This window comes from Desulfitobacterium sp. THU1 (assembly GCF_038181555.1).
Lineage (GTDB): Bacteria > Bacillota > Desulfitobacteriia > Desulfitobacteriales > Desulfitobacteriaceae > Desulfitobacterium.
On sequence record NZ_JBBWUA010000004.1, the window covers coordinates 38,110 to 63,750 of the forward strand.

Below are 25,641 nucleotides of genomic sequence, written 5' to 3' on the forward strand. Positions count from 1 at the left end.
TGTAAGTCGAAGGAATAGAACGGAGGAGGAACAAAGTGCAGCAAGAACAAAATGAACAAACAATTCCTCAGAGCACAAGAAAAGCGAAATTGTATGGGGTGGGAGTTGGCCCAGGGGATCCAAACCTAATCACCCTACGGGCAGTGGAAATCCTGCGAGAGATTGAAGTCATAGCTATACCCAAGTCAAAGATGGAGAGGGAAAGTGTTGCATGGGAAATTGCGCAATCCCACTGCCCTTCCGGGGTGAGCATTATGGAATTAGAGATGCCTATGACTTCGAACGAAGAAATACTTCAGGCGGCTTGGCAAAAGGCAGCAGGACTGATTAGGGCTGAGCTTGATTTGGGGCATTCGGTCGCTTTTCTTACTTTAGGGGATCCTTCTTTATATAGTACCTACAGTTACCTGCTGACGATTCTTAAAAATCAGCTTGAACCTGATCAGATTGAGACTATCCCTGGCATCACAGCTATGTCAGCAGCAGCAGCCCGGGTGAACTTGCCCTTAGCCATTGGCGACGAGCCCTTAGTGGTTTTGCCGGGTATTGAGGGATTAGATGCGTATGAGCATTACCCTAATCTTGTGTTGATGAAGGTATCGCGAAATTTACCGGCTGTACTCAATCATATTCAGAAGACAGGATCACAAGCAGTTTTAGCTACACGTGTCGGTCAGACCGGAGAAGAGATCCGTCTGCTTCGGCCTGAGGAAGAGATGGAGAAGGTGGATTATTTGAGCCTTGTGCTATGCAAGAGGGATGGGAGTGAAGATTTTGAATGATCAGGTGAAAGCTAACTTGGGTCAGGTGCTTTTCGTAGGAGCAGGCCCTGGAGATCCTGATTTGATCACCTTGAAAGGCAAAAAGGCTCTTGAAGAAGCCGATCGGGTCATCTATGCGGGGTCATTAGTCAATCCGGAAATCCTCAAGCATTGCCGAGAAGGGATTACTCTTTTCGATAGCGCTGGTTTGACCTTGGAAGAAACCATCGCCATTATGGTGGAAGGAGTAAGCAAAGGCGAGAAGGTCGTGCGTTTGCACACAGGGGATCCCAGTGTTTACGGTGCAATTCAAGAGCAGATGCAGCAGTTGGACGCTTTGACAATTACTTATGGAGTAGTCCCAGGCGTAAGTTCTGTGTTCGCTGCCGCGGCTGCGATCAAGAAAGAGTTTACCTTACCCGAAGTCAGTCAAACCTTAATCCTTACGCGTTTGGCCGGAAGAACCCCTGTACCAGAGAAGGAAGATCTTGCTTTGTTGGCTCAGCATCAAGCCAGTATGGCTATTTTTCTCAGTGTGCAGGAGATTGGCGAAGTGGTAGAATCTCTTGGCCAGAGTTATCCCCCAGATACGCCAGTCGCCATTGTCTATCGAGCCAGTTGGCCTGATGAACAGATTCTGGAGGGGACGCTGGCAACGATTGAACAGCGAGTCAAAGAGGCTGGAATTCGTAAGCATGCTCAAATCTTAGTGGGCGATTTTCTTAGAGATAAAGGAGCGCGTTCGAAGCTCTATGACCCTGAATTTACTCATGAATATCGAAAAGGAAGTTCGGTATGAAGGCTGCCCTCGTCGTGCTCACTAGTCAAGGACTCAAAACGGCGCACAAGGTAATCGAGAGATGGTCCGACGAGGAACCACTGAAGCTGGAGTTATGGCTTAACTGGCGCCTCAAAGGTCAGTATATTGATGAAAAGCACACAGTGCACCTCCACTACTATAAGCAATTAAAAGAAGTAATGTCAGGGATATGGCAGAGCAGCTCGCTCTTAATCTTCATTATGGCTACAGGGATTGTGGTTCGGCAAATCGCTCCCTATCTTGCGGGCAAAGATCGGGACCCGGCAGTCATAGTGCTGGATGAAAAGGGGAAGTTTGTCATCTCTCTCTTGTCCGGCCATTTAGGGGGAGCTAATGCCTGGACAAAAACCGTTGCTCAGTGGCTGGATGCTCATCCGGTGGTAACGACAGCCACTGATGTGCAGGGGCTAATAGCACCTGATGAGTATGCCCGGCAGTTTGGCTGGGCAATAGAACCTTTGGCAGGGCTAAAATATGTCAATCGAATCTTGCTAGAGGAAGGTCGTCTGGGGGTATGGACGGATTGTCTTCCTAAGGGACATCCACTTCGGCAAGACATAGCCTACTGCTTTTTGGAGGATGAGAAAAAGGAACAAGCACATCTGTGGATTACGCCACAAGATAACCAACAATATAAAGACAAGAATGAACAAAACGATTTCAATGATATGAGCGGTATCAAGTATAGCAACAATATGAACAATCAGATTAATGAAATCCCCAACGATAGACGTCCTGTAAGGTTAATTCCTCGGTTTTACAGTGTCGGGGTCGGGTGTCGCAAGGGAGTAAGTGTGGACCGGATTAGCGAAGCCATCGCTCAAAGTATTCGGCAGCTAGGGATTTCTCCATTGAGCATTTTTGGGATATTTAGCATCGACTTAAAATCTGAGGAGGCTGGGCTAATCGAGACAGCACATAACCTTGGAGTGCCTTTTAGAACATTTTCTGCACAGCAGATACAAGAGTTAAATGAAAAACTGAGGTTAAGTTCTTCAGACTATGTCAAAGAGATGATTGGAGTGGATGGGGTATGCGAAGCAGCAAGTTTACTGGGAACGAAAGAGGGGGAATTGATTCTTCCCAAGCAGAAGCTGAACGGGGTCACGGTGGCCATCAGCAAGGAAAGATTTTTGTTGTAGGGATTGGCCCAGGAGATGAAGAGCATATGACAAAACGTGCTCGGGATCTCTGGAGTGAAGTGGATGTGGTCGCAGGGTATAAAACCTATATTGATTTGGTTCGACCTTGGGTTGCCGGGAAGAAGTTAGTCGCCACAGGAATGCGGCAGGAGATTGACCGCTGCCGTGAAGTTGTTGAGATCGCCTTAGAGGGTCAGCGAATTGCTTTAGTCAGTAGCGGAGATGCTGGTGTCTATGGTATGGCAGGGATTTTGATTGAATGTCTAGAAGAAAAAGGCGCCTTGGATATGCCTTTAGAGATTATTCCAGGAGTCAGTGCAGCCAATGCGGCAGCATCTTTGTTGGGTGCACCATTAATGCATGATTTTGCCGTAATTAGTCTCAGCGACTTGCTTACCCCATGGGAAGTTATCCAGAAGCGCGTTATGCTGGCAGCGGAGGGAGATTTCGTCATGGCTATCTATAATCCTAAAAGCAAGGGTCGTCAGGATCAGATAGAATGGGTTCGTAAAGCGGTGCTGGAATATCGTTCTCCCGCAACTCCCGTAGGGATTGTCCGTGAAGCCTTGCGGGGAGAATCCCAAGTGATCATTACGACTCTAGAGGACTTTACTCAGTCACCTATCGATATGTTGACTGCGGTCATTATTGGTAATTCGAATACTCGTGTCGTTGGCCCTTATATGGTCACCCCGAGGGGATATGTACTATGAATCTCTTGATTTTGGCGGGGACCGAGGATGGGAGAGAACTAGCCTCTGCCTTCCAGAAGCGCGGTCATCAGGTCTTGGTTTCTACCTTAACGGAATATGGCGCTGAAATTGCTCTGCAACAAGGTCTTACGGCCCGCGCTGGTGCTTTAGACGAAGATTCCTTAAGGAGAATTCTGAGAGAACAGGAGATTGACGCCCTGATTGATGCTACTCATCCCTATGCTCAAGCAATTCATGGCTTAGGGCAGCGTATTGCCAGTGAATGTGACCACCCCTATTTTCGTTGGGAACGTCCTCTGGGAGAGTATCCTCGCCACCGCCTCATTCATTCGGCGCCGACTCTCGAAGATGCAGCCGAAAAGGCGGCCCAATTGGGCAGACGTGTCTTTTTAAGTACCGGAAGCAAAAATCTTAGCCAATGGTTGGCAATACCTGTTTTGCAAGATTGTGAGCTATTCGTCAGGGTACTCCCCACGGCTCAGGTCTTAAGTCAGTGTGAAGCTTCGGGGTTGAAACCTTATCAGATAATTGCCATGCAGGGACCTTTTACCCAAAAGTTCAATGAGGCCCTTTGGGAGCAAATGAAGATCGAGGTCGTCATCTCGAAGGAAAGTGGCTCCATCGGTGGTATAGAGGAAAAAGTCCAAGCCTGTCTGAAGTTGGGAATCCCCATCATTCTTTTGGAACGGCCAGCTTCTGCTCACCCAGAGTTAAATAGCGATGAAAATAAGCCTCAAATCATGCCGACAACGGTCGAAGACTTTATCAGAAAGGTGGAAGATATACTTGAATACTGAACTGATTCTTTTGGGACATGGGAGTCGTCGAAAAGAGGCGAATCAGGGATTGATAGAGGTCGCTCATAAAGTGAGCGATATTTTAGGACAAGAAGTAACTCCGGTCTTTATGGCCCATCAAGCCCCTAGCTTACCAGAAGGTGTATTGGCAAAGATCCAAGAGGGTGCCAAGAAGGTTATCATTATGCCACTCTTTTTATTTCGAGGAGTGCATGTTACCGTGGATGTCCACCAAGAGGTTCGCGAGATTATGGAAAAACATCCTGAGGTCGAGATAGTATTTACCAATGAGCTAGGAGCTGATGATGTTATTGCCCAGTTAGCAAGCCTGAGAATTAGGGAGGCATTAGGGGCATGAAGGGATTTATAACGGATCCACATCAGATTGAACGAGAAAGCATGCGGATCATTCAGGGGTATTTACAACTGGATTGGACTGAGCAGGAGCTGAAGATCGTGGAGCGCTGTATCCATACCAGCGGCGACCCTACTTTGGAACCAGCTATCCGTATTCATCCCCAGGCCATTGAAGCAGGGCTTGAGGCCTTAAAGCGAGGGGCCACGGTCATTACCGATGTGGAAATGGTCAGAGCAGGAATTGCTAAGAAACAATTAGCCGAGCTGGGAGGCGTGGTAGAGTGCTTTCTCAGTGATCCTCAAGTGGCGGCTCAGGCGGCTGAATGGGGGATTACTCGCTCCATGGCCGCTTTGCGCTTGAACAAAGAGCGGTTAAAAGGATCCATTGTGGCCATTGGTAACGCGCCCACTGCCTTGCTGGAAGTTTTGGAACTTGCCAAAGATCTCCAGACACGACCGGCTTTGATCGTGGGTATACCGGTGGGCTTTGTGGGTGCTAAGGAATCCAAGGAGCTTCTTTGGGAGGAGCATCAAGAATTCCCCTCCATTACTATCCTAGGGAATCGCGGGGGAAGTCCCTTAGCGGCAACCTGTGTCAATGCATTGATTTACTTAGCGGTAAAACGCGAAATCTAAAGCAATGAGATGATCATCCTGAACCCAGTGGAGGATCTTCCAAGATGAAAGTATCAACCGGAGGTGAAAAGATGAGCGGAGATAAAACATCCAAAACTGCGAAGCAGGGGAGTATGCAGACTGCAAGGCTGATGATTCAGGGGACATCATCTAATGTAGGAAAAAGTGTCTTGGCAGCTGCCTTTTGTCGGATTTTCTATCAAGAAGGGTATCAGGTAGCTCCCTTTAAGGCGCAAAATATGGCCTTAAACTCCTTTATTACGCGATCAGGGGGAGAGATGGGCAGAGCCCAGGTTGTCCAGGCACAAGCTGCGGGCTTAGAGCCTGATGTGCGGATGAATCCGGTGTTGTTAAAGCCTACGGGGCATACTGGCTCCCAAGTGATTATCCTCGGTAAATCTCAGGGAACACTTTCCGCCCTTAAGTATCACGGTGAGTATCAAAGAAGAACGTGGCCGATTGTAGAAAAGGCTCTTCATGAGCTTCTTGAAGAAAACGAGATCGTGGTCATCGAAGGGGCGGGGAGCCCTGCCGAAGTCAACCTCAAGCAAAATGATATCGTCAATATGCGCGTGGCGATGGAAGCCCAAGCCCCTGTGCTATTGGTAGCAGATATTGATCGGGGGGGAGCTTTGGCATCCGTTGTGGGTACTCTGGAGCTTCTGGAGCCGGAAGAGCGCCAATTGGTTAAAGGGATCGTGATGAATAAATTCAGGGGGGATATAAAGCTCTTGCAGCCTGCTCTGGATTTTCTCGAAGAAAGAACAGGAATTCCCGTGGTGGGAGTCGTCCCCTTCTATGATCAATTTAAAATACCAGAGGAAGACTCGGTAGTTCTGGAAGAGCAATATAGCAAACACCACAAGGAGAAAAGCCGGGCAGACACCTTGGATGTAGTCGTGATTCGCCTTCCGTATTTGTCGAACTTTACGGATTTTGATCCTTTTGAGGATGAACCTGATGTCAATCTGCGCTATGTGAGAGAAGTTGCAGAAGTTGGTCAGCCAGATTGTGTGATTCTCCCAGGGAGCAAAAATACCTTATCCGATCTGCGTTTTGTGTGGGATAGTGGTTTGGGGGAGAAAATTCTCGAGCTCTGGCAAGAAAACGTACCTATTATTGGCATCTGTGGGGGCTATCAAATGCTTGGCAAGGTGGTTCGTGATCCCCTCGGTACGGAATCAGATCTAGTGGAAATGAACGGGCTAGGCATTCTGCCCATGGAGACGGAATTTGCCTTCGATAAACATACGGTACAAAGTCAAGGCAAGGTCATAGGAACAGAATTGTTCTTCCAGCGTTGTCAAGGGACAGAAATAACAGGCTATGAAATCCATATGGGTCGTTCCCGTGGGGAGGGGCAACCACTCTTTGCGATCGAAGCCCAAGAAGAGACCTATGGGGATGGCTTACTCGTAGGTAGTGCTTTTGGTACCTATCTCCACGGCATATTTGATAATGACCCACTGCGGACCGCCTTTTTAGAATGGCTTTGGGAGAGAAGAGGAATACAGCGACCTGTAGGCAAAACTACGTCACAGGCGGCTATTCGTGAACAAGCCTTTAATGAATTGGCTGAGTGGGTAAGAAATAGCATGGACATGGAAAAAGTTCGTTCCATCATGGGCCTGCAAAAGGGATCATGGTCATGATGTTTATACTGAACCCGATATCGATTGGTTTAGGATTCCTATGGGATCAAATTGTTGGGGATCCGCCCAAATGGCCCCATCCAGTTATTTTCATGGGAAAAGTTATTAGCTTGTATGAGGGACGCTTTAATCAGGGCACTCCCCGACAGCGCCGCCTCAAGGGTGCCCTTTTAACTCTAATATTAGGGACAGGGAGCTTCGCCTTGACTGCAGGGTTAATCGGTATTGCTCATGAGATCTCTGTGATTTTCGGCCTGATCATCGAGGCGCTTCTCATCGGCTCCGCCTTGGCTGGAAAATCCCTTCTCGAAGCTGGAAGTCGAGTACTTCAACCGTTAAAGGAAGGAAATTTGGAGGCGGCTAGAAAAAGCTTAAGTTGGTTTGTCAGTAGGGATACTACGAACTTATCAGAAGGGGAAATCGCTAGAGGTACCATCGAGACCTTGGCTGAGAATTTTGTTGATGGCATTCTCTCGCCGCTGTTTTATCTACTCATCGGTGGCGCTCCTTTGGCCATGGCATTTAAGGCTGTCAGCACCCTAGATTCGATGATTGGTTATCGCAATGAGCGTTATGAGGACTTCGGTTGGTTTGCCGCACGTACCGATGATTGGGCTAATTATCTGCCGGCACGGCTCTCTGTCATCATTCTTGGCTTAGCGGGATGGTTCTATAGATTCCCAGTTCGAAAGGCTTTTAAGATCTGGCGTCGAGATGCCAAAGCTCATCCCAGCCCTAACGGGGGTAATCCCGAAAGTATGGTAGCAGGATTGCTGGAAATCCAATTAGGCGGGAATAACATCTATCACGGAAAAATTCACCACCGAGCTGAAATGGGAGATCCCCTTCATGAATTGTCTTGGCAGGATATTGAGCAGTGCCAGAAACTAGTTCGGCTGGGGACCTGGATTAGTTTTCTGCTAATATTTGGAGTTACGTGTTTACTTTTTGCTAACCGCCACTAAGTTCTCTGCATCTAAAGGATGAGATGAGTGGATCAAGGCCTAAATTACGGTTTCTTACAGGACCTACCCAAGGATTTTGATTTGCAATAGTGAGCGACTTCTAAGCGAGCAGGATGCCAAACTTCGTGAAAAACTAGTAGCGGAGACGGGTTGGAAACAGGATGTTTCCACCCAGCCACTGAGCAGGAGCGAATTGGCTGGGTACCCGACGGAGCGAAGAGCTTGAGCGAATAGTTTGGCACCGCGTAGCTTACTTAGCGAACGATGTAATCAAAATCCTGGAGATTGTATGACTCGAAAGAAAAAGAGGTGAAGACGAATGCCCCATCACATGCCCCCACGCATCCTTATCGCCGGAACCCACAGTGGGGTAGGCAAAACAACCATCGCCACAGGGATCATGGCAGCCTTGGCCAAGAAGGGTCTTCCCGTTCAACCCTATAAGGTGGGTCCGGATTATATCGATCCTAGTTATCATACCTTGGCTACGGGCCGTCCGTCGCGGAACTTAGATCGCTGGATGCTCAGGGAAGAGCTGCTCCCCGTTTTTTTGAAGAGTTCGCTAGATTACTGGGTGGTCATCGAAGGAGTCATGGGGCTATTTGATGGGGTATCCGGAACAAAAGGGTATGGGAGCAGTGCAGATATTGCCAGACTCCTCAACACACCAGTGGTTTTGATTGTGGACGCAGGTAATTTATCACGCAGTGTAGCAGCTATGGTTCATGGTTTTTCTACATTTGATCCGGATTTAAGGATCGCTGGAGTCATCCTCAATCGAGTGAAATCTCCGGCCCAAGAAAAAATATTACGCGAAGCTTTAAAAGAAATTGAGATGCCGATTCTCGGGGTGCTACCGAAAGAAGAAAGGATTAGTCTGCCTGAAAGGCACCTCGGGTTAGTCCCTTCCCAAGAAAAAGCTTTTCGGGAGGATTTTTTTGAGGGATTAATCGATATTGTTACACGTACGATTGACCTTGATGCGATTCAAGGGATTATGCTGAATACAACACAAAATGACGAAGAATATAAACAAAGGATGGCATTATTTTTCGAAAAGTTATCTGAAAAGCCATCTGTAGATAATATAGAAAATGAGTCTATTAAGCTCACAGTCCAGGACAAAGAATCAAGTAAGGGTGATCAAAAAGACAAAAAAGATTTATTACAGTTAGGAGTCGCTTGGGACGAAGCCTTTTCCTTTTATTATCAAGATGCCTTGGATACTGCGGAATGCTTGGGCTTTACGGTTATCCCCTTTAGCCCTCTATGGGATCAGACATTACCGGAGGGGTTGGATGGGCTTTTCTTTGGTGGAGGATTTCCTGAGCTACACTTGGAGAGACTTAGCCAGAATCTAAGATTTCTAGAATCCTTGAGAGAGTTTCACCGTTCGGGGAAAACTATCTATGGCGAGTGCGGGGGATATATGTACCTCGGTCAACAGATAACAGACTTTGACGGAAGAACCTACCCTATGGCTGGTCTTATTCCGATTAGAGCAGAGATGACTCGGAAGCTGAGAGGGATGGGCTACAGGGAAGGGGTTTTTCAGCAGGACAGTTTTTTAGGTGGAGCAGGAAGTAGGGTCTATGGTCATGAATTTCACTATTCCCAAGTAGGCTACATGGATGAAGGGAATAGTATGTCTTCCGCCTTTGAGCTCCTAAAGGGAGGAGAATCTTTGCGGCTTGATGGTTATGCACGGGATAATATCGTCGCTTCCTATCTCCATCTCAACTTTGCAGGACATCCTGAACTTTTGCGACACTGGGCAGAGCATATGCGGCAAGGGGAATAAACATGATTCGAGTGTATACGGGAAAAGGAAAAGGGAAAACCACTTCAGCCTTAGGCGAAGCCCTTATAGCCAGGGGGCGGGGCGTTGAAGTGCTGATGATACAGTTTCTAAAGGGAAGTACTTATATGGGAGAACTCTATGGCTTGGGTCGTCTAGGTGTACCTATCATTCAGTTTGGGGTAGGGTGTCGCTGGTCGGCCATGATCCGCACGGGTTTACGTCATTGTACGGGATGTGGGGAATGCTTCCGTCAGAATCGGGACCCTGATGTCGCTTTACCCCTTGTATTTCAAGGAGTTGAGTATCTTAAAGAGCAGATTAGAAATCCTCATCTAGGCTTGATCATTCTTGATGAAGTAAGCCACGCCTTAAATAAAGGGTTTTTAGAAATAGAAGTACTGATAGAAATAATGGGTCAACGCCCAGACGATTTGGATTGGATATTGACGGGGAGAGATATGCCCACAGAACTAATTATTGTTGTGGATGAATGGTGGGAACTCCAACCGGAAAAACATCCTTTCCAAGCAGGAATACGTAGCCGGAGGGGGATTGAATACTGATGAAAGGGATAACCGGTTGGGCAAGATGTCCGGGATCCTGTGGCGAATGGATTCAAGGGACAAAGGAAGGCATTCCCTTTTTAATCGGTTGTCCTATAAACCGGTTTGTGGAAGCGAGGGCGGAGATTCTTTTTAGTGATCCTCAAGCTATCGAAGAGGACTCCTTGGCACAGAGAGGGAGTGGCTGGCTATGGAAGCTTCCCGAGGGTAAGGAGAAGACGCATCAGGCCCTGCAAAGGTTTGCGAGAGAATATACCAAAAAGCTTCACCTATCCCCAAGTGTAGTCGAGATTCAGATGGAATCCCAATTACAAGTCGGTAAAGGCATGGCCAGCTCGACAGCGGATATGGTAGCGGCGGTAGGTGCTATAGCCCATGCCTTAGGGACTTCCTTGGCATCGGAGGAAATGGCAAATTTGGTCTTGGCGATTGAACCTAGCGATCCAGTTATGTTTCGTGGTGTTACTGAATTTGCCCATCGGGACGGCGCTTTTATGAGATATCTTGGGCCGAGAGTTGAGGCTCACTTGCTGATGCTGGATGGGGGAGGAGTTCTTGATACTCAGGCTTTCAATGCAGGAGGAGAACTACCGGGTCATTATCGCAGGAATGAGCGAGAAATAGGCAATGCGTTAACACTATTCTATAAAGGCCTGGCTCAAAACGATTTAGAAAAGATTGCCAGAGCCGGCACGATCAGTGCTCGCTGCAACCAAGAGATTAATCCCAAGCCGTTTTTTGAAGAGTTTCTTGCCTGGGTGACAGCGATGGGAGGGCTTGGCGTCATCACCGCCCATAGTGGAACACTGTTAGCGGGTGTTTTTCCGATACAGCTTCTTCAGGCAGAACGAAATAGAATTCTTAGAGAAAGTCACCAGCGTTTTTACCCTAATAGAGTTGAGTGGATTGAGACCTGTGATGGTGGTCTGGAAGGGGGGATTGCAGATGCACGGCGGCAATCTATTAGAAGCTGCTGAGGAGTATGGAAGAGATAGCTTTATTGACTTATCTGCTAATATCAATGTCTTTGGTCCTCCTGAGGCAGTCTGGAGGGCAATTGAGCGATCGCTTAAAACGATTGCTAATTACCCTGACCCGGAATATCGACGTCTCCGGCGGAACATGGCTCAACGTTACTCTTTATCAGAAAAAGAAATTCTGCTGGGGAATGGGGCAGGGGAGCTGATATTTACGCTTTTGCACGCATTAAAGCCTAGCAAAGTGCTGATTCCTGAACCGGCCTTTAGCGAATATGGGCGGGCTTCACGTGCCTGCGGGGCAGAGGTGAACAAGCTCATCCTCGACGTTGAAGGATGGAATTCACTGGATCTTGAGCTTGTTGGTACCCTAAGGATCTGGGAAAAGGCAATAGCTGAAAATGACCTGATTTTTATCAATTCTCCCCATAATCCAACAGGTAGCTCTTTAAAAAGAGAACAATTTGAGAGGCTGATTTCCTTAGCCCATAAATATAAAACTTGGGTTGTTCTTGATGAATCCTTTGTTGACTTTCTGGAGGATGAAATTCGCTGGTCCGGAAAGGAATATTTGCGCGACTTTCCAAACCTGCTGGTGTTATATTCCTTAACCAAGTTTTATTCTATACCGGGACTCCGTCTTGGCTCCATCTTTGCTGCTCCGAGCCTCCTCGACCGACTGAAGGAGCAGAGAGACCCATGGGCTGTAAATGGCTTGGCCGAAGAAGCAGGAATAGCAGCCTTGGCAGATGAGGGTTATGGTGAGCAAGTCAGGAGACGTCTAGGCGATAGCAAGAACTATTTTTATAATGAGTTTCAGAGCAGGTTGATGGAAGGAAAGTTATCAGGCATTAAGATCTATCCGAGTACTGTAAATTTTGCTTTGATCGAAATCCTCAGCTCGGAAGGTGCCAAAGACAGTTTAGGGATAAAGAGTAGGAAACAGGAAATCATTCAAAGGCTTGGGTTTAGGGGAATACTTGTAAGAGACTGTGATAATTTTCAAGGCCTTAGTGGTGAGTTTATCCGTGTGGCCATTAAAGAACGAGAAAGTATGAAGGCACTTTTAGAGGGACTCCAAGAATTTGACAACATAGTGCTCTAAAATAAAAAATTCTCCGTTTATGCTGAATGCTTGTCACCGTCTACCTACTGCAGCATAGAATAGACTAGACAAGCAAACAAAAAGCAGTCTAAAAGGGGAGTGGAAGGTTATGTCTTCAGGCAATATTGGAGCTGTTATTGTGAGTAGCTTTATTCTAGCCCTGATTGTATTTATTTTGGCTATTCTGCTATTTGCTTAAACGTTGAGGGGTTTCTTAAAAGAGATTACTATGAAAAGACGTGGGTATACAGGCGGCTGGTGCAAACGTATCGACTCAACTCGATTAGTATAGTATCAGTCGCCTTTCTTTATAAAATATAATAAATATTTCACGAAAATGTAGACTAATAAATTACTTAGACTTATAATAAGTATAAAGAAGTGGTGGGTTATATTAAACTATATAAGAAAGAGATGGGAGGAAACAAAGTTGAGCGAACTGATCTTATCCAGGTTACAGTTTGGGGTGACCACATCATATCACTTTTTATTTGTCCCGCTTACCTTAGGATTATCAGTCCTGATTGCACTCATGGAGACTTGGTACGTGAAGACTGGTGATGAGACCTACAAGAAAATGACCAAGTTTTGGGGTAAGCTCTTCTTAATTAACTTTGCCATGGGTGTGGCTACCGGATTAGTTCAGGAATTCCAATTTGGGATGAACTGGTCTGAGTATTCGCGTTTTATGGGAGATATCTTCGGGGCACCCCTGGCTATTGAAGCACTTTTAGCATTTTTTATTGAATCGACTTTCTTAGGAGTTTGGATCTTTGGTTGGGATAAATTATCCAAGAAGGTCCATTTGTTGAGCATTTGGCTCGTCGCTATTGCCGGCAACTTATCAGCTTTGTGGATTCTGATTGCCAACTCTTTTATGCAAGAGCCGGTGGGTTATGTGCTTCGCAATGGTCGTGCGGAAATGGTCGATTTTTTGGCGGTAATAACCAATCCGCATGTTTTCTATCAATTTCCCCATACCGTGCTTAGTGGATTTACAACAGCAGCCTTTTTCGTTCTAGGCATTAGCGCTTATCATCTTTTAAAGAAACAATATACAGATATTTTTCTGCGTTCTGCTAAGTTTGCCTTGGTATTCGGGATTATCAGCGTTTTCGGTGTAACTGGTGTGGGCCACTCACAAGGCATGCATCTTGTAAAAGCGCAACCCATGAAAATGGCGGCAACAGAAGCCCATTGGGAGACAGAAGATCCTGCCGGATTAAACTTGCTGGCTATCGTGGACAACGAAAATAGAGAAAATAGTTTTGAGATCAAAGTACCGAGGATGCTCAGCTTTATGTCCTACGGAACATTCAGTGGAGAAGTGAAAGGGATTAACGATTTGCAGGAGGATGCTGTCCAAAAGTATGGCGAGGGCAATTATATTCCTCCAGTCACTTCGCTCTTCTGGTCATTCCGCATCATGGTGGGTGTAGGTACTTTATTGGTTTTGGTTGTTCTAGTAGGTGCCTTTCTGTATAAGACGAAGCGATTCGCCAATACTCATTGGTTCTTAAAACTTCTGCCGTGGATGATTCCCCTTCCATATCTTGCGAACCTAACTGGATGGTATATGGCGGAAGCGGGAAGACAGCCATGGATTGTGTATGGTTTACAGAAAACCGCTGACGGGGTTTCTACAGCAGTGTCAGCAGGCTATATCTGGACCAGCCTGATTGGATTTACTCTACTCTACGGTATTTTGGCCATTGCTGATGTGTACCTAATCCTAAAATTTGTTAAACGGGGACCGGTTGAGGCTGAGGATGAAGATTCCTCCACAGATGTAGGGAAGGGGGCATCATTATGGACTTGAATATTCTTTGGTTTATGCTAATTGCCGTTTTGTTTGTCGGTTTCTTCTTCTTAGAGGGCTTCGATTATGGCGTAGGGATTCTCCTCCCCTTTATGGGCAAAAATGATCCTGAACGAAGGGTTGTCATCAATACGATTGGGCCAGTCTGGGATGGTAACGAAGTTTGGTTGATTACTGCTGGCGGTGCAATATTTGCGGCTTTCCCCAACTGGTATGCCACACTTTTCAGTGGTTTTTACTTAGCCCTTTTCTTTATCCTAGTGGCTTTGATCATTCGCGGGGTAGCCTTTGAGTTTCGCAGTAGTGATCGCTCGCCACGTTGGCGTTCCACTTGGGATGGGGGGATTTTTATAGGAAGCCTCCTCAATGCTATTCTTTGGGGAGTGGCCGTTACCAATCTTCTCCGGGGTGTACCCATCAATGGGGAAATGCAATATGTGGGGACTTTCTTTGATTTGCTTTCACCTTACGCCCTGATTGGGGGGTTGACGACTCTTTGCTTATTTACTCAGCACGGGGCCCTCTATCTAACCTTAAAGACAGAGGGTGAGATGGTGCAACGTGCGTGGGGAATTGCCAAAACCGTAAGCAGTTTGGCCTTAGTGGTTCTAGTGGTTCTGGCAGGTATGACTTATTTTCAGACCGATCTCTATGCAAGTTTTGGGGCCACCGTGGGAATTCTCGTCTGTGCTGTGGCCATGGTCGTGACTGTTGTGCTTACCTATCAGAAAAAGAGCGGTAAAGCATTTATCGCCAGCGGGTTGACCATTGCCTCCTTAGTGGTTTCTGTATTCCTAGGCCTTTTTCCAAGGGTCATGGTTTCCAGTTTGAATCCGGAATGGAGCTTGAATATCTATAATGCTTCTTCCAGTCCTTATACCTTAAAGATTATGACTATTGTGGCCTTAACTATGGTTCCAATCGTTTTAGCCTATCAGGCTTGGAGCTACTGGGTATTTAGAAAACGTGTGACAGCTAAAAATGTTCACTATTGATTTGATAATACTATGATTAGCCAAGGGAGGAGGGGGCAAGTTAGTCTTGCCCCTTTATATTTATGATTGATAAGCGATTGATGAGGGAAGCAACACAGGTTAAAGGTCATCTTATGGGAGCGATAGCCCTAGGGGTAGGAATCGCTTTTTTGGCGATTGTTCAAGCCTATTTTTTATCCCAGATCATCGCTCAAGTCTTTTTGGAAGATGTCGCTTTTGCTCAAGTGAAGGGGTTAGTACTGGGAATTTTAGGCATCATTGGCATGAGGGCGATTTTCCAGTATTTCAGTGAAGTCATGGCCCGTGAGGCTGCTATCCGAGTAAAAGAAGGGATGAGGAAGCAATTATTGCAGAAAATTATCTTCCTTGGCCCCGTGTACGTTCGTGGCGAACGGGCGGGTGAACTACTTAATACCGCAGTAGAAGGCATCGAGTCCTTAGATGATTATTTTGCTCGCTATATACCACAGCTCATTCTCGCTTTGGTCGTACCTATCATGACGTTAGCCTTCGTCATTCCGAGAGACTACTCATCTGCTCTTGTCTTAATAGTCACTGGTCCCCTCATCCCTTTCTTTATGCTCTTAATTGGTAAACTAGCTGAAAAAAAGTCGTTACGACAATGGCAAGGCCTAAGTCGCATGAGCGCACATTTTCTTGATATGCTACAAGGTTTAGCAACACTGAAAGTGTTCAATCGGAGTAAGGCTCAAGCCAAAGTCATTGGACGTGTCAGTGAAGCCTTTCGGAGAAGTACCTTAAGTGTAATGCAAGTTGCGTTCCTCTCAGCTTTTGTACTGGAATTCATGGGAATGATCAGCACGGCGATCATCGCAGTCGCTTTAGGTATACGGTTGATCAATGGGACCATTCCTTATTCGGAAGCACTCTTTATTTTGATTCTCGCACCAGAATTTTATTTGCCTTTGAGAACCTTAGGATTGTATTTTCATGCCAGACTCTCCGGGACTAATGCGGCTAATCGGATTTATGATGTCCTCGAGCTAGAGAGTGGATTCGATGAAAAAGGCACATCACAGGCAGGACTCCAAGAGTTAGTGACCAAAATCGATCAAGAGAGGTTTGAGGTCGGCAAGGGGAATCCTTGGCTTAGATTTAACCAGGTGGAACTTTGTTATGAAAAAGATGGAGAAAAGGCCTTGGAGAATATCCATTTTGATGTTCAATGGGGTGAACACATAGCGCTTATCGGACCAAGTGGTGCAGGTAAAAGCTCGATCCTCCAGATATTACTACGCTTCGTAAAGCCAACAGGGGGCGAGGTGTGGGTTAATGGCATAGACATAGAGGCCTTTTCCGCTGAAGATTGGCGAGGGATGTTGTCATATGTTCCTCAGAAACCGTGTCTTTTTGCCGGATCTATTATGGAAAATCTTCGCTTTGGCCGAGCCGACGCCACATTTGAAGAGGTGGTCAAGGCCGCACAGCAGGCTAAGGCTCATGAATTCATTCTATGCCTCCCACAGGGTTATGAAACTCTCATCGGCGAAGGCGGAGTACGGCTAAGCGGGGGACAAGCTCAGCGGTTAGCCATAGCGAGGGCCTTCCTTAAGGATGCCCCACTGCTATTATTAGATGAAATCACCAACGCTCTCGACACTGAAAATGAGAAAGATTTGCTGTTAGCATTAGAAGACTTAGGCCGGGGCAGGACGGTCATCTTTACTACTCATCGGATGCAGACTACGCTTCGAGCAGATAGAATCATCGTTCTTGATGAGGGGAGAATTATCGAGCAAGGTTCTCCCCAAGATTTAATGGAGACAGCAGGAATATACTCGCGTTTCCTAAGGACCTATCGGAGGGAAGAGGAATGAAGAATCTAGCATGGATCATCAAAGAAATCATTCCCTTTTGGCCTCGAGTTTGCCTAGCGCTTCTGCTTAGTGCTCTCACGGTCACGAGCCATATCGGTTTAATGGCGACCTCATCTTATCTGTTGGCGCGAGCAGCTCTTCATCCCCCTCTTATGGATTTGATGGTGACGATTGTGGGTGTTCGCTTCTTTGGCATATCTCGAGCGGTTTTTCGCTATTTTGAACGTTTGGTCTCTCACGATGTGACCTTTCGTGTTTTAAGTCGGATTCGGGTCATCGTCTACGAAGGCGTCGAGCCCTTGATTCCCGCTTATTTAAAGGATCTACGGAAGGGAGATTTGCTTAGTCGTATCGTCGGTGACGTGGAAGTTCAGCAAAATCTATTTTTACGGGTGCTTGCTCCACCTCTTGTAGCAGTGTTGGTTTTGCTTGGGTATGGGGGATTTCTTGCCAACATTGACTTAGGGTTTGCCTATGTTTTAGCGGCTGCTTTTTTAGCATCAGGTGTGGCCTTGCCTTTACTGATTCGGGCGTTAGCGCGGGGTATTGGTCAAAGAAAGGTTCAAGCCAAGGCCAAGATGCACATATATATTTTAGATATGTTACAAGGGATGCCGGAGATGTTAGCTTTTGGACAGAGCAAGGCGATGGGGCAGCGAATTCAGAAGACACAGAGTGAACTGAGCCAGGCGGATCGGCAAATGGCCCGTGTGACAGGAATCTCTAATGCATTGATGGGGATGGTAGCGAATTTAGGGATGTTGGCTGTTTTGGTACTGGGAATAGTTTACGTAGACAAGGGGCAGCTTGATGGAGTTTTGTTAGGGATGCTAGCATTAGGGGTTTTAAGTAGTTTTGAAGCGGTGTCACCCCTGCCTGTCAGCCAGCATTATTTAGAAGAAAACATTGCGGCAGGGCAACGACTGAAGAATCTAGTGGATGAAGGTAAAAAGGTGCTTGAACTGGATGCTGATGAAAATCGACGATCCAAGCAGTATGCTGAGGCAGATTCTAGGCAGAGTCCCGCTATCGAATTTAGCAATGTTAGTTTTCAGTATCATGCAGATGAGCCTCAGGTCTTACAAAATCTATCCTTTGAAATTCCAGTAGGTAGTAGGGTAGCTGTTGTTGGCCCTAACGGTGCAGGGAAAAGCAGTGTTGTTAATCTCTTGCTACGGTTCTGGGAGCCTGATTCAGGGGAGATTCGCTTAAACGGGGTAAATATTCAAGAATTATGCTCCCAGGAGGTTAGAGCGAGGATAGGTGTAGTAACCCAAAAGCCCCACCTTTTTCACGCTACCATTAAAGAAAATTTGTTGTTGGCAAAGCCTGAGGCCACTGATGAAGAAATTCATGAGGCAGCTCGTCAGGCGAAGATTCATGAGTTTATTCTTTCCCTCCCGCAAGGTTATGACTGCCTGATTGGGGAAGAAGGAATGAAGCTATCTGGTGGACAGCAGCAGCGGTTATCCATTGCCCGTGTCTTATTAAAAGATGTTTCAATTCTTATATTTGATGAAGCAACGAAGGGGCTAGACCCTATCACTGAGCAGGAGCTTATACAGGAGTTATTCGCTTTACTAGAGGGAAGAACCCTTATTATGATTACTCATAATTTGGAATTAACCAAAGACATGGATGATATACTAGTGTTGGATAAAGGCAGAGCTGTCGAAAGAGGTAAACATCATGACCTTATGCTTAGAGAGGGTCAGTATCGACATTCATGGGATGAGGGATATATGCAAAAAGTTTTGTTCACAAATACTTAGCATATGTTATTTGTCATAATCAATTTTATGGTATTATTATAATTGTGAATTTCAATAAAGGTTGGGTTAATCTGCCCATAAATTAAGGAGGAGAAAATGGAACAATCTATAGGTACGATGTTACCTCTCTACTCTGTCCTTCCTTTTGTCGGCATGTTGCTGTCCATTGCCCTCGGTCCAGTTTTATTTCCAAAATTATGGCATCATCACTTTGGCAAGGTATCAGCAGGTTGGGCAGCTCTATTAGCTATACCCTTGATTATTGCTTATGGAAAATTAGGCGTAGATGAGTTGCTGCATCTGCTGATTATCGACTATATTCCTTTCATCATCCTGATCGGTTCGTTGTTTACAGTGGGTGGTGGTATTTTAGTCCGTACCACTTTAAAAGGTACGACTTGGGTTAATGCAGGATTCTTGACGGTTGGGGCAATCATTGCTTCTTGGATGGGGACCACTGGAGCGGCAATGCTTTTAATTCGACCTTTTTTACGTGTGAATAAAGACCGTAAATATAGAGCGTTTATGGTTGTGTTTTTTATCTTTATGGTAGCAAACGTGGGAGGAGCTCTGACCCCGTTGGGCGATCCTCCTTTATTTCTCGGCTTCTTACATGGAGTCCCCTTCTTTTGGACTTTACGACTCATCGTTCCAATGGCTGTTGTATTACTTGGCCTTCTCTTAACTTATATTGCCTTTGATAAATACTATCTCGCTAAGGAACAAAAGGAAGGAAGTTTAGGTTTAGTATCTTCTAATGGGGAGAGGATTGAATCCCAATCTATCTCAGCAAGTACTGCGAAAGGCAAGAAATTAGAAATATTGGGTTCTCAGAACTTTGTCCTTTTGGCGGTTATTATTGGTGTTATTCTTTTTAGTGGCTATGTAAAGATGAGCGAAGTATCCCTGTTGGGTGTTCACGTTGGTTGGCAAGATATCATTCGCAATCTTGCCTTAGTAGTTATTATTGTCATTTCGATGAAAATCACCCCGAAAGCTGTGCGTGAGGAAAATGAATATTCTTGGGGTCCTATTTTAGAGATTGTTTATCTCTTCTTCGGTATCTTTGTGACCATGGCCCCCGTTCTTGCTATTTTGAAAGCCGGTGAATCCGGAGCTTTGTCTTTCATTACGGCTGCGGTGGAAGAACCTGCCCAGTACTTCTGGATTACCGGTGCTTTATCGAGCTTCCTCGACAATGCGCCTACCTACTTGACCTTCTTTAGCACTGCGTTAGGACAATTCTATCCCGGTATGTCTGAAGCCCCAGCGGTAGCTCAGTTCTTGATCGATCAACCGATCTACCTCATGGCGATTTCTGCCGGTTCTGTGTTTTTTGGAGCAGTTACGTATATTGGTAACGCCCCCAACTTTATGGTCCGTTCCATCGCTGAGGAATCTGGTGTGAAGATGCCTAGTTTTTTTGGGTATATGGCCTATAGCATTTGCATTTTGTTACCACTCTTTGCCCTCGTAACTTGGTTATTCTTCATCTAATTCGATAGCACTGGGTGAGCTATTCTGAATCAATGTGACAATAAAAAAGTACTCTCTAGCTGTTTTGAACCGCTACGAGAGTACTTTTAATTTTCGCTTTTGTTGCCTAGAGCAGACTTTGGAGATTCGAGAATGCAACGGGATCCTCTTCGAGTATATCGTTGATTCGCCAAGCTCCATCTTCTTTTTTAAGTTCTAAAGTCGTGCTATAACGGTTCAAGGTTTCTACTTCATGAGTCAAAACTTTGGCTTTAAATTGCAACTTAATTATTCCGGCATCAGGTGCAGTTTTCTCGACCCCCATGATGAAGGCACTTACTACTGAGGATTCCGCTTGCACAGCTTTGGCTGCGGTAAAGCTTTTTTCGAGAGAGATAGCGTAAGTTAGTTGATAATTCTTGGTTAAGAGGGGAAGGAGGCTTTGGCCAGCTTGCATATAATTGTCCAAAGTATACGTGTAATACCCGTTGGTAAAATCTAGAGCTAGAGTTTCCATTTCTTTGCGTTCAGCTGGGTCAATCTCATGGCTTAAGTTGGAAGCTAATACAGGCTGCGCAGGGGAGCTGAGATTAGAGGCTGCAGAAAATTCAGGAATCCAATGTCCAAGAAGAAATAGAGTTGCTAAGGCAACAGAAAAAAACCAAATACTGCGATTCATATTCTTCTTACCTCCTGTCGCGTTTGTTCTTTCCTTATTTATTCTGCATTAATTTGAGATTCCCTTCTGAGAATTAAAAATGTTTAGAAAAGTGTACTAATTAGAAATTGGATTTATTGGACATTATTGGTTCAATAGTTGGTATATTTTAGAGAGGATTACAAATATCTTATTAAAAGAATATTTCACACGTCATATCTAAGCAGGATTTTGCGTCTATTATGGCAAATGAGGTTTATAAAGACAATGAAAGAAGGGAATGGAATATGAGCAAGAAATTACGTAAATTGGCGATTCCAATGGCGGTTGCTTTATTAGTCCAAGGCACCTTACCCGCCTCGATAATGGCAGCGGAGCTCAGTGTTAAACCTATGAGTGTTGTGGAGACCATAGCGGTTCCCACCCAAGTAAAAGTGACCCTGGAAGACGCGATAAAAATAGTGAAAAAGAACTTTACAGTTCCAGCAGCTTTTACGGAATTCACATCGGGTTACAATAACTATAACGGAAGGCAGACTTGGTCCTTATTCTGGAATTCAAAGGAGGAATCAGGTGGAAGCTTTAACGCTCAAGTAGATGTGGATACCGGCGAAATCATTTATATGAACAGTTGGAATAGCATAAATCCTGCCAATCAAGGAAGTGTTCCTCAGCATACATATGAAGAGGCCCAAGTTATCGCTGAAAAGTTAGTAGAAAGTATTCTTGGCGATCGGTTCAATGAATTAGAACTTAAACCTGAAAATACGCAAATTATCCCTGTCATAGACTATGGGTATACCACCTACACTGTGCAATGGCAGCGAGTAGTCAATGGAGTACCTTTTCCTAGCAATGGAGTCAGTATTCAAGTGAATGCCTATGATGGTACGGTTACAAGCTATTCTTTTAATTGGAGCAAGGAAAGTATCCCAAGCCTTACGGGTGTCATAGGGGAAACTAAGGCACGAGAAGCCTTTGTCAATCATAAGCTCTTGGAACTACAGTATTTCCTTAGCTCCGGTGTTAGACCATTGGATAGCAAGATGGCTGACGCCAAGAAAAGTGCTTTGTTGGTCTATCAATTGAATAATAAATCTTTTAATGGTATGATCGATGCCAAAACAGGTGAACCGCTTAAGCTCAACTCCGGGGAGTGGCTCCAAGATTCGACCTTAGATGCAATTGGTGGTTTGGGTGGGATGGCGAAATCTGCTACGGAAAAGGCTATAACACCTGAAGAGCAAAAAGAAGTTGATAATAATGCTAAGCTTCTTTCACAAGAGAAAGCTGTTGAAAGTGTCAAAAAATGGGTGGACATACCCGAGGGGCTTACTCTACGCAGTGCCAATCTGGGCAGACAAGGAGATTTAGATCAGAAGCAAGTTTGGTCCTTCGATTGGAGCAGCGAGGATAGCACTGAGGGATATAACGCTGTTTATGCTCGTGTGGATGCAGCCACCGGTGAAGTCATGGGCTTTAATGTATATTCCTCTACCCAACACCCGAAAGGTGCGGATGCCTTAAACCGGGTCGGGGCCAAAGCAGTTGCTGATGCTTTCTTGAAGAAGATTCAGCCCAACCGCCTTCAACAAGTCGAATATTTAGAGAATCTAGATAATGGACAAAAGTATCCAGAAGACCAACCTAGCCATGACTTTCGTTATCAACGTCTAGTGAATGGGGTGGCTGTGCCTGGTAATGGATTCTCAGTCACAGTTGATCGTAATAGTAAAAAAGTGATTGCCTTTGATATGAATTTTTCTGATGTGAATTTCCCCAGTGCTTCCGTGGCGATGAGTCAAAAACAAGGGGAGGATACCTTCCTCCAAAAAAGAGCTCTAGAGCTGAAATATGTGCAAATTAACAAGAATGGTCAATTGTCCGATATACTTATCGTTTATCAACCTAAGATAGAAAACAATAACATGGTCTCCAATCTAATGGATGCCAAAACCGGCGAATTTTTGGATTGGCAGGGTAAACCCATCAAGGAACAACCAAGACCCTATAACTTCAGCGATAGCTCGGGTAGCTTTGCCGAAGAAGAGATCAAACTCCTCGGTCAAGCCGGAGCCTTTGGGGAATATGATGATGAGTTCAGACCCACTGAAAATGTTACAGTTGAATCCTTGTTAAGAGCTATGTTCGTGGCTAAAAATGGTGCTTGGTCCTATCAAGGAATGACTGATGAAGAACTTTTGAAACAAGCCAAGGAACTGGGGTGGCTGAAAGAAAGTTTATCTCTTAATGATCAAGTCAGTCGCGAGTTGCATGCCAAATTAGTTATTCGGATGCTACAGCTGGAGAAGATCGCTCAGATGGAAGAGCTTTTCCAAAATCCCTATGAGGATTCAACAGCATTTAGCGCTGGAAGCCTAGGCTATATCGCCCTCACTAAGGGTTTGGATGTTATGAACATCGAAGGAAGTAAATTCGACCCAACAAAAAAAGTTACCCGTGAAGAAGCAGCCTATACACTCGTAAAATCACTGAGGGCGAATCGTTAAGGTTCATAGTTGAATAGTTTAGGTAGAGAAAGACTGTGAGAGGCTAAGGCTTGTTCCGGTCTTTCTTTTTTACAGAATTATTCCGCGTCTGCCTACGCCTTTACATGGGTTGGGTACTAAAGGGGGGTAGTCAAGTCTAAAGAAGAATGTTAAATCAGATGGAATAAAAAGGAATAGGGCTTAAGGTAGCTATAGTGTGTAGTTATGAATATGCTGTCTCAGAGATACTTTGTGCATGGGGCATTTATGGAAAGGAGTTGCCTTTATGAGTACCCTGCCAATGACCGGCGATTTTCTCCGTGAGTCATTAGAACTTCATCTCTTTTGGGCGAGGATTATGAAAGAGCATGCCATCTTTTTGGAGAGCGGATTTATATGTAAAGATGGCGAGTGGATGCAAGAGGCGGACGCATACAAATGCCAATTTGAAGAAATCCTTCATGAGGCAAATTGCTTAGCTGATGGAAGAATCAGTATTGAAGTTATGAGATCTGGAGAGTTATTTACCAATAAGACCATTAAAGCCGAACAAAAGACTCAAGAGCTGACCTGTATCCCTATAGCCACCCAGTTAACCGTCGAAACTATGAGCCTACACCCCTACATGGGTGGGGGAATGGGAATGATTCCTTATGAACAAGAGGTAGTTGAACAGGTACGCATGCTCAATGAAAAAGCTCTCGCTTGTGCCTGTTCCATGTATGAATATTTAGACCGCGCATTGAAGGAAATTGGTCGCTGCTGTATTTTTAGTCATAATTTTCCGTCGATCTATGAACATCAAATGGTAGAAACCGAAATGTATATGAAACAGATCAAGAGGTTGCAGAATCATCAGTTTTTAGACCCTACCTATCATATGGTGGAGATGCAAATGTTCTGGGACCACATCATGAAAGAGCATGCGGAAGTTATCAGTCATCTCTTGGATCCCAAGGAAAAAGCCATGATTGCCCAAGCCGATCATTTTGCATTAATTTATGAGCAGCTGTTAAATAAATTTGGCGATGGAATGGTGCCTCGTTCTAATCTTAGACAGATTACCAATGAAACCATTGGTGTGACAGAGGAGTTTAAAGATTTTAAAGCTGCGGCAACCGATGCCATACTATGCTGCCATTTGCGGTCTCTGATGCTCCCCCTACTTGCGGACCATGTGCTGAGAGAAGCAATTCATTACCTGAGAATTCTTGGCTTACCCCTGCCCGAGTTCAAAGGTGGAAAAGGATAATTCTTAAGCAAATAGCCATGATGAGGATCAATAGAATCCCATCATGGCTATTTGCTTTTCGAAGCCGGGTTTTATTTAAAAAGGACAAGCTGTTATAATAAGAATATGATTTAGGTAATAACTACCGAGTAAGACAAGATTGAGTAAAGGGAGTTTTGGCAATGAAAGAAAATACAGTTTTACAGAAGATAGGTTTTATAGGTACAGGGGTTATGGGGAGAAGTATGGTTAAGAATTTATTGAAGGCAGGATACTCCATATCAGTATATAATCGGACGAAAGCTAGTGCTGAAGAACTTTTTGCGTTAGGTGCCCAATGGGTGGATACTGTGGCCGAGCTTGCTCAACAATCCGATGTAATCATCACTATGGTGGGCTTCCCTCAGGATGTAGAAGAGGTGTACCTGAGCGAAGGGGGATTGATCCCACATGCTAAACCAGGAAGTGTTTTGATTGACATGACCACGTCTAGCCCGCTCTTGGCCAAGAAGATTGCCGAGCAAGGTAAAACAAAAGGGATAGATATCCTTGATGCGCCAGTATCAGGCGGAGATGTGGGAGCGAAAAATGGCACCCTCGTGATCATGGTTGGCGGAGAAGCAAAGGTATTCAACTCTATCAAACCCATTTTTGAAGCCATGGGAAAAAATATTATCCTGCAGGGGCCAGCCGGTGCAGGGCAATATACAAAGATGTCCAACCAAGTCACGATTGCTGCCGGTATGGTTGGAGTTTGTGAAGCAATCGCTTATGCCCAGAAGGCCGGCTTAGATCCTACTCGAGTTCTGGACAGTATTGCTGGAGGTGCTGCGGGTAGCTGGTCATTAAGCAACCTCGGTCCGCGAATGATTGCTGGGAATTTCGAGCCTGGTTTTTATGTGAAGCATTTTATCAAAGATATGAAAATTGCTTTGGAATCTGCCCGGGAAATGGGTTTGTCGACTCCTGGCCTCGAGTTGGCGAAATCTCTCTACGAGCGATTAGCTGCTCAAGGCGAAGAGAATAGCGGCACCCATGCCTTATACAAGCTCTACATAAAGTGAGCTTGAGCGA

At 45.4% G+C, this 25,641-nt stretch carries 22 protein-coding genes; 21 read left to right on the forward strand and 1 reads right to left on the reverse strand.

Annotated features, from left to right (window positions below; genetic code table 11):
• Nucleotides 1-35 precede the first annotated feature (35 nt).
• The 18 genes from cobI (at nucleotide 36) to AAC978_RS05395 (ending at nucleotide 20,210) form a co-directional block, all read left to right on the forward strand.
• Entirely contained in the window at nucleotides 36-782 is a 747-nt protein-coding gene (gene cobI, locus AAC978_RS05310) for a precorrin-2 C(20)-methyltransferase (protein WP_341546985.1), read from the forward strand.
• The gene (cobM, locus tag AAC978_RS05315; protein ID WP_341546986.1) at nucleotides 760-1,560 is read left to right on the forward strand and encodes a precorrin-4 C(11)-methyltransferase; all 801 of its coding nucleotides are present in this window, start codon (nucleotides 760-762) and stop codon (nucleotides 1,558-1,560) included. The genes cobI and cobM overlap by 23 nt, the downstream gene beginning before the upstream one ends.
• On the forward strand, nucleotides 1,557-2,723 hold the full coding sequence (locus tag AAC978_RS05320; protein ID WP_341546988.1) for a cobalt-precorrin 5A hydrolase: 1,167 nt from the start codon (nucleotides 1,557-1,559) through the stop codon (nucleotides 2,721-2,723). The genes cobM and AAC978_RS05320 overlap by 4 nt, the downstream gene beginning before the upstream one ends.
• Before the next feature lie 26 nt (nucleotides 2,724-2,749).
• Nucleotides 2,750-3,436 carry a precorrin-3B C(17)-methyltransferase gene (gene cobJ, locus AAC978_RS05325; protein ID WP_341546990.1) on the forward strand — a complete coding sequence of 229 codons (687 nt, stop codon included), beginning with the start codon at nucleotides 2,750-2,752 and terminating at the stop codon, nucleotides 3,434-3,436.
• The gene (gene cobK / locus AAC978_RS05330; protein WP_341546992.1) at nucleotides 3,433-4,233 is read left to right on the forward strand and encodes a precorrin-6A reductase; all 801 of its coding nucleotides are present in this window, start codon (nucleotides 3,433-3,435) and stop codon (nucleotides 4,231-4,233) included. Before cobJ ends, cobK begins: the two co-directional genes overlap by 4 nt.
• Nucleotides 4,223-4,591: a sirohydrochlorin chelatase gene (locus AAC978_RS05335; RefSeq protein WP_341546994.1), complete on the forward strand. Its 369-nt coding sequence runs from the start codon at nucleotides 4,223-4,225 to the stop codon at nucleotides 4,589-4,591. Before cobK ends, AAC978_RS05335 begins: the two co-directional genes overlap by 11 nt.
• Nucleotides 4,588-5,226: a precorrin-8X methylmutase gene (locus tag AAC978_RS05340; protein WP_341546996.1), complete on the forward strand. Its 639-nt coding sequence runs from the start codon at nucleotides 4,588-4,590 to the stop codon at nucleotides 5,224-5,226. The genes AAC978_RS05335 and AAC978_RS05340 overlap by 4 nt, the downstream gene beginning before the upstream one ends.
• A 71-nt stretch (nucleotides 5,227-5,297) precedes the next feature.
• Nucleotides 5,298-6,878 carry a cobyric acid synthase gene (locus AAC978_RS05345; protein WP_445900286.1) on the forward strand — a complete coding sequence of 527 codons (1,581 nt, stop codon included), beginning with the start codon at nucleotides 5,298-5,300 and terminating at the stop codon, nucleotides 6,876-6,878.
• Complete coding sequence (gene cbiB / locus AAC978_RS05350) at nucleotides 6,875-7,843, forward strand: adenosylcobinamide-phosphate synthase CbiB (RefSeq protein WP_341546998.1); 969 nt, start codon at nucleotides 6,875-6,877, stop codon at nucleotides 7,841-7,843. The genes AAC978_RS05345 and cbiB overlap by 4 nt, the downstream gene beginning before the upstream one ends.
• A gap of 319 nt (nucleotides 7,844-8,162) precedes the next feature.
• Nucleotides 8,163-9,644, forward strand: coding sequence for a cobyrinate a,c-diamide synthase (locus AAC978_RS05355; protein WP_341547000.1), 1,482 nt, complete (start codon nucleotides 8,163-8,165; stop codon nucleotides 9,642-9,644).
• 2 nt (nucleotides 9,645-9,646) lie between these two features.
• Entirely contained in the window at nucleotides 9,647-10,207 is a 561-nt protein-coding gene (locus AAC978_RS05360) for a cob(I)yrinic acid a,c-diamide adenosyltransferase (protein ID WP_341547002.1), read from the forward strand.
• Entirely contained in the window at nucleotides 10,207-11,184 is a 978-nt protein-coding gene (locus tag AAC978_RS05365) for a GHMP family kinase ATP-binding protein (protein WP_341547004.1), read from the forward strand. The genes AAC978_RS05360 and AAC978_RS05365 overlap by 1 nt, the downstream gene beginning before the upstream one ends.
• Entirely contained in the window at nucleotides 11,153-12,289 is a 1,137-nt protein-coding gene (locus tag AAC978_RS05370; protein WP_341547201.1) for a pyridoxal phosphate-dependent aminotransferase, read from the forward strand. Before AAC978_RS05365 ends, AAC978_RS05370 begins: the two co-directional genes overlap by 32 nt.
• Nucleotides 12,290-12,719: 430 nt before the next feature.
• On the forward strand, nucleotides 12,720-14,108 hold the full coding sequence (locus AAC978_RS05375; protein ID WP_341547005.1) for a cytochrome ubiquinol oxidase subunit I: 1,389 nt from the start codon (nucleotides 12,720-12,722) through the stop codon (nucleotides 14,106-14,108).
• The gene (gene cydB / locus AAC978_RS05380) at nucleotides 14,099-15,103 is read left to right on the forward strand and encodes a cytochrome d ubiquinol oxidase subunit II (RefSeq protein ID WP_341547007.1); all 1,005 of its coding nucleotides are present in this window, start codon (nucleotides 14,099-14,101) and stop codon (nucleotides 15,101-15,103) included. The genes AAC978_RS05375 and cydB overlap by 10 nt, the downstream gene beginning before the upstream one ends.
• A 62-nt stretch (nucleotides 15,104-15,165) precedes the next feature.
• Nucleotides 15,166-16,941, forward strand: a complete 1,776-nt coding sequence (cydD, locus tag AAC978_RS05385) for a thiol reductant ABC exporter subunit CydD (RefSeq protein ID WP_341547009.1) — start codon at nucleotides 15,166-15,168, stop codon at nucleotides 16,939-16,941.
• Nucleotides 16,938-18,713 carry a thiol reductant ABC exporter subunit CydC gene (cydC, locus tag AAC978_RS05390; RefSeq protein WP_341547011.1) on the forward strand — a complete coding sequence of 592 codons (1,776 nt, stop codon included), beginning with the start codon at nucleotides 16,938-16,940 and terminating at the stop codon, nucleotides 18,711-18,713. The genes cydD and cydC overlap by 4 nt, the downstream gene beginning before the upstream one ends.
• 96 nt (nucleotides 18,714-18,809) lie before the next feature.
• The gene (locus AAC978_RS05395) at nucleotides 18,810-20,210 is read left to right on the forward strand and encodes a sodium:proton antiporter (protein WP_341547012.1); all 1,401 of its coding nucleotides are present in this window, start codon (nucleotides 18,810-18,812) and stop codon (nucleotides 20,208-20,210) included.
• A 106-nt stretch (nucleotides 20,211-20,316) separates the two neighbouring features.
• Here the strand turns inward: AAC978_RS05395 and AAC978_RS05400 are convergent, their stop codons facing one another.
• A complete protein-coding gene (locus tag AAC978_RS05400) occupies nucleotides 20,317-20,868 on the reverse strand; it encodes a hypothetical protein (RefSeq protein WP_341547014.1) in 552 nt (183 codons plus the stop codon).
• A 266-nt stretch (nucleotides 20,869-21,134) separates the two neighbouring features.
• Here AAC978_RS05400 and AAC978_RS05405 point away from each other — a divergent pair, with 266 nt between their 5' ends.
• From AAC978_RS05405 to AAC978_RS05415, 3 genes are all read left to right on the forward strand, one after another.
• Entirely contained in the window at nucleotides 21,135-23,357 is a 2,223-nt protein-coding gene (locus AAC978_RS05405) for a YcdB/YcdC domain-containing protein (protein ID WP_341547016.1), read from the forward strand.
• Between the two features lie 265 nt (nucleotides 23,358-23,622).
• Complete coding sequence (locus AAC978_RS05410; protein WP_341547018.1) at nucleotides 23,623-24,588, forward strand: DUF2935 domain-containing protein; 966 nt, start codon at nucleotides 23,623-23,625, stop codon at nucleotides 24,586-24,588.
• A gap of 161 nt (nucleotides 24,589-24,749) precedes the next feature.
• Entirely contained in the window at nucleotides 24,750-25,631 is an 882-nt protein-coding gene (locus AAC978_RS05415; protein ID WP_341547019.1) for an NAD(P)-dependent oxidoreductase, read from the forward strand.
• Nucleotides 25,632-25,641 lie beyond the last annotated feature (10 nt).

Excerpts from the sequence above, each read along its gene's own strand:
- AAC978_RS05360 (WP_341547002.1), top strand. The coding sequence starts at position 9,647 with ATGATTCGAGTGTATACGGGAAAAGGAAAAGGGAAAACCACTTCAGCC.
- AAC978_RS05400 (WP_341547014.1), bottom strand. The coding sequence starts at position 20,868 with ATGAATCGCAGTATTTGGTTTTTTTCTGTTGCCTTAGCAACTCTATTT.
- AAC978_RS05395 (WP_341547012.1), top strand. The coding sequence starts at position 18,810 with ATGGAACAATCTATAGGTACGATGTTACCTCTCTACTCTGTCCTTCCT.
- AAC978_RS05410 (WP_341547018.1), top strand. The coding sequence starts at position 23,623 with ATGAGTACCCTGCCAATGACCGGCGATTTTCTCCGTGAGTCATTAGAA.
- AAC978_RS05355 (WP_341547000.1), top strand. The coding sequence starts at position 8,163 with ATGCCCCATCACATGCCCCCACGCATCCTTATCGCCGGAACCCACAGT.
- AAC978_RS05405 (WP_341547016.1), top strand. The coding sequence starts at position 21,135 with ATGAGCAAGAAATTACGTAAATTGGCGATTCCAATGGCGGTTGCTTTA.
- AAC978_RS05345 (WP_445900286.1), top strand. The coding sequence starts at position 5,298 with ATGAGCGGAGATAAAACATCCAAAACTGCGAAGCAGGGGAGTATGCAG.
- AAC978_RS05320 (WP_341546988.1), top strand. The coding sequence starts at position 1,557 with ATGAAGGCTGCCCTCGTCGTGCTCACTAGTCAAGGACTCAAAACGGCG.
- cobK (WP_341546992.1), top strand. The coding sequence starts at position 3,433 with ATGAATCTCTTGATTTTGGCGGGGACCGAGGATGGGAGAGAACTAGCC.
- cydD (WP_341547009.1), top strand. The coding sequence starts at position 15,166 with ATGATTGATAAGCGATTGATGAGGGAAGCAACACAGGTTAAAGGTCAT.
- AAC978_RS05370 (WP_341547201.1), top strand. The coding sequence starts at position 11,153 with ATGCACGGCGGCAATCTATTAGAAGCTGCTGAGGAGTATGGAAGAGAT.
- cbiB (WP_341546998.1), top strand. The coding sequence starts at position 6,875 with ATGATGTTTATACTGAACCCGATATCGATTGGTTTAGGATTCCTATGG.
- cydC (WP_341547011.1), top strand. The coding sequence starts at position 16,938 with ATGAAGAATCTAGCATGGATCATCAAAGAAATCATTCCCTTTTGGCCT.
- cobJ (WP_341546990.1), top strand. The coding sequence starts at position 2,750 with ATGACAAAACGTGCTCGGGATCTCTGGAGTGAAGTGGATGTGGTCGCA.
- cydB (WP_341547007.1), top strand. The coding sequence starts at position 14,099 with ATGGACTTGAATATTCTTTGGTTTATGCTAATTGCCGTTTTGTTTGTC.
- AAC978_RS05340 (WP_341546996.1), top strand. The coding sequence starts at position 4,588 with ATGAAGGGATTTATAACGGATCCACATCAGATTGAACGAGAAAGCATG.
- AAC978_RS05365 (WP_341547004.1), top strand. The coding sequence starts at position 10,207 with ATGAAAGGGATAACCGGTTGGGCAAGATGTCCGGGATCCTGTGGCGAA.
- cobM (WP_341546986.1), top strand. The coding sequence starts at position 760 with ATGGGAGTGAAGATTTTGAATGATCAGGTGAAAGCTAACTTGGGTCAG.
- AAC978_RS05415 (WP_341547019.1), top strand. The coding sequence starts at position 24,750 with ATGAAAGAAAATACAGTTTTACAGAAGATAGGTTTTATAGGTACAGGG.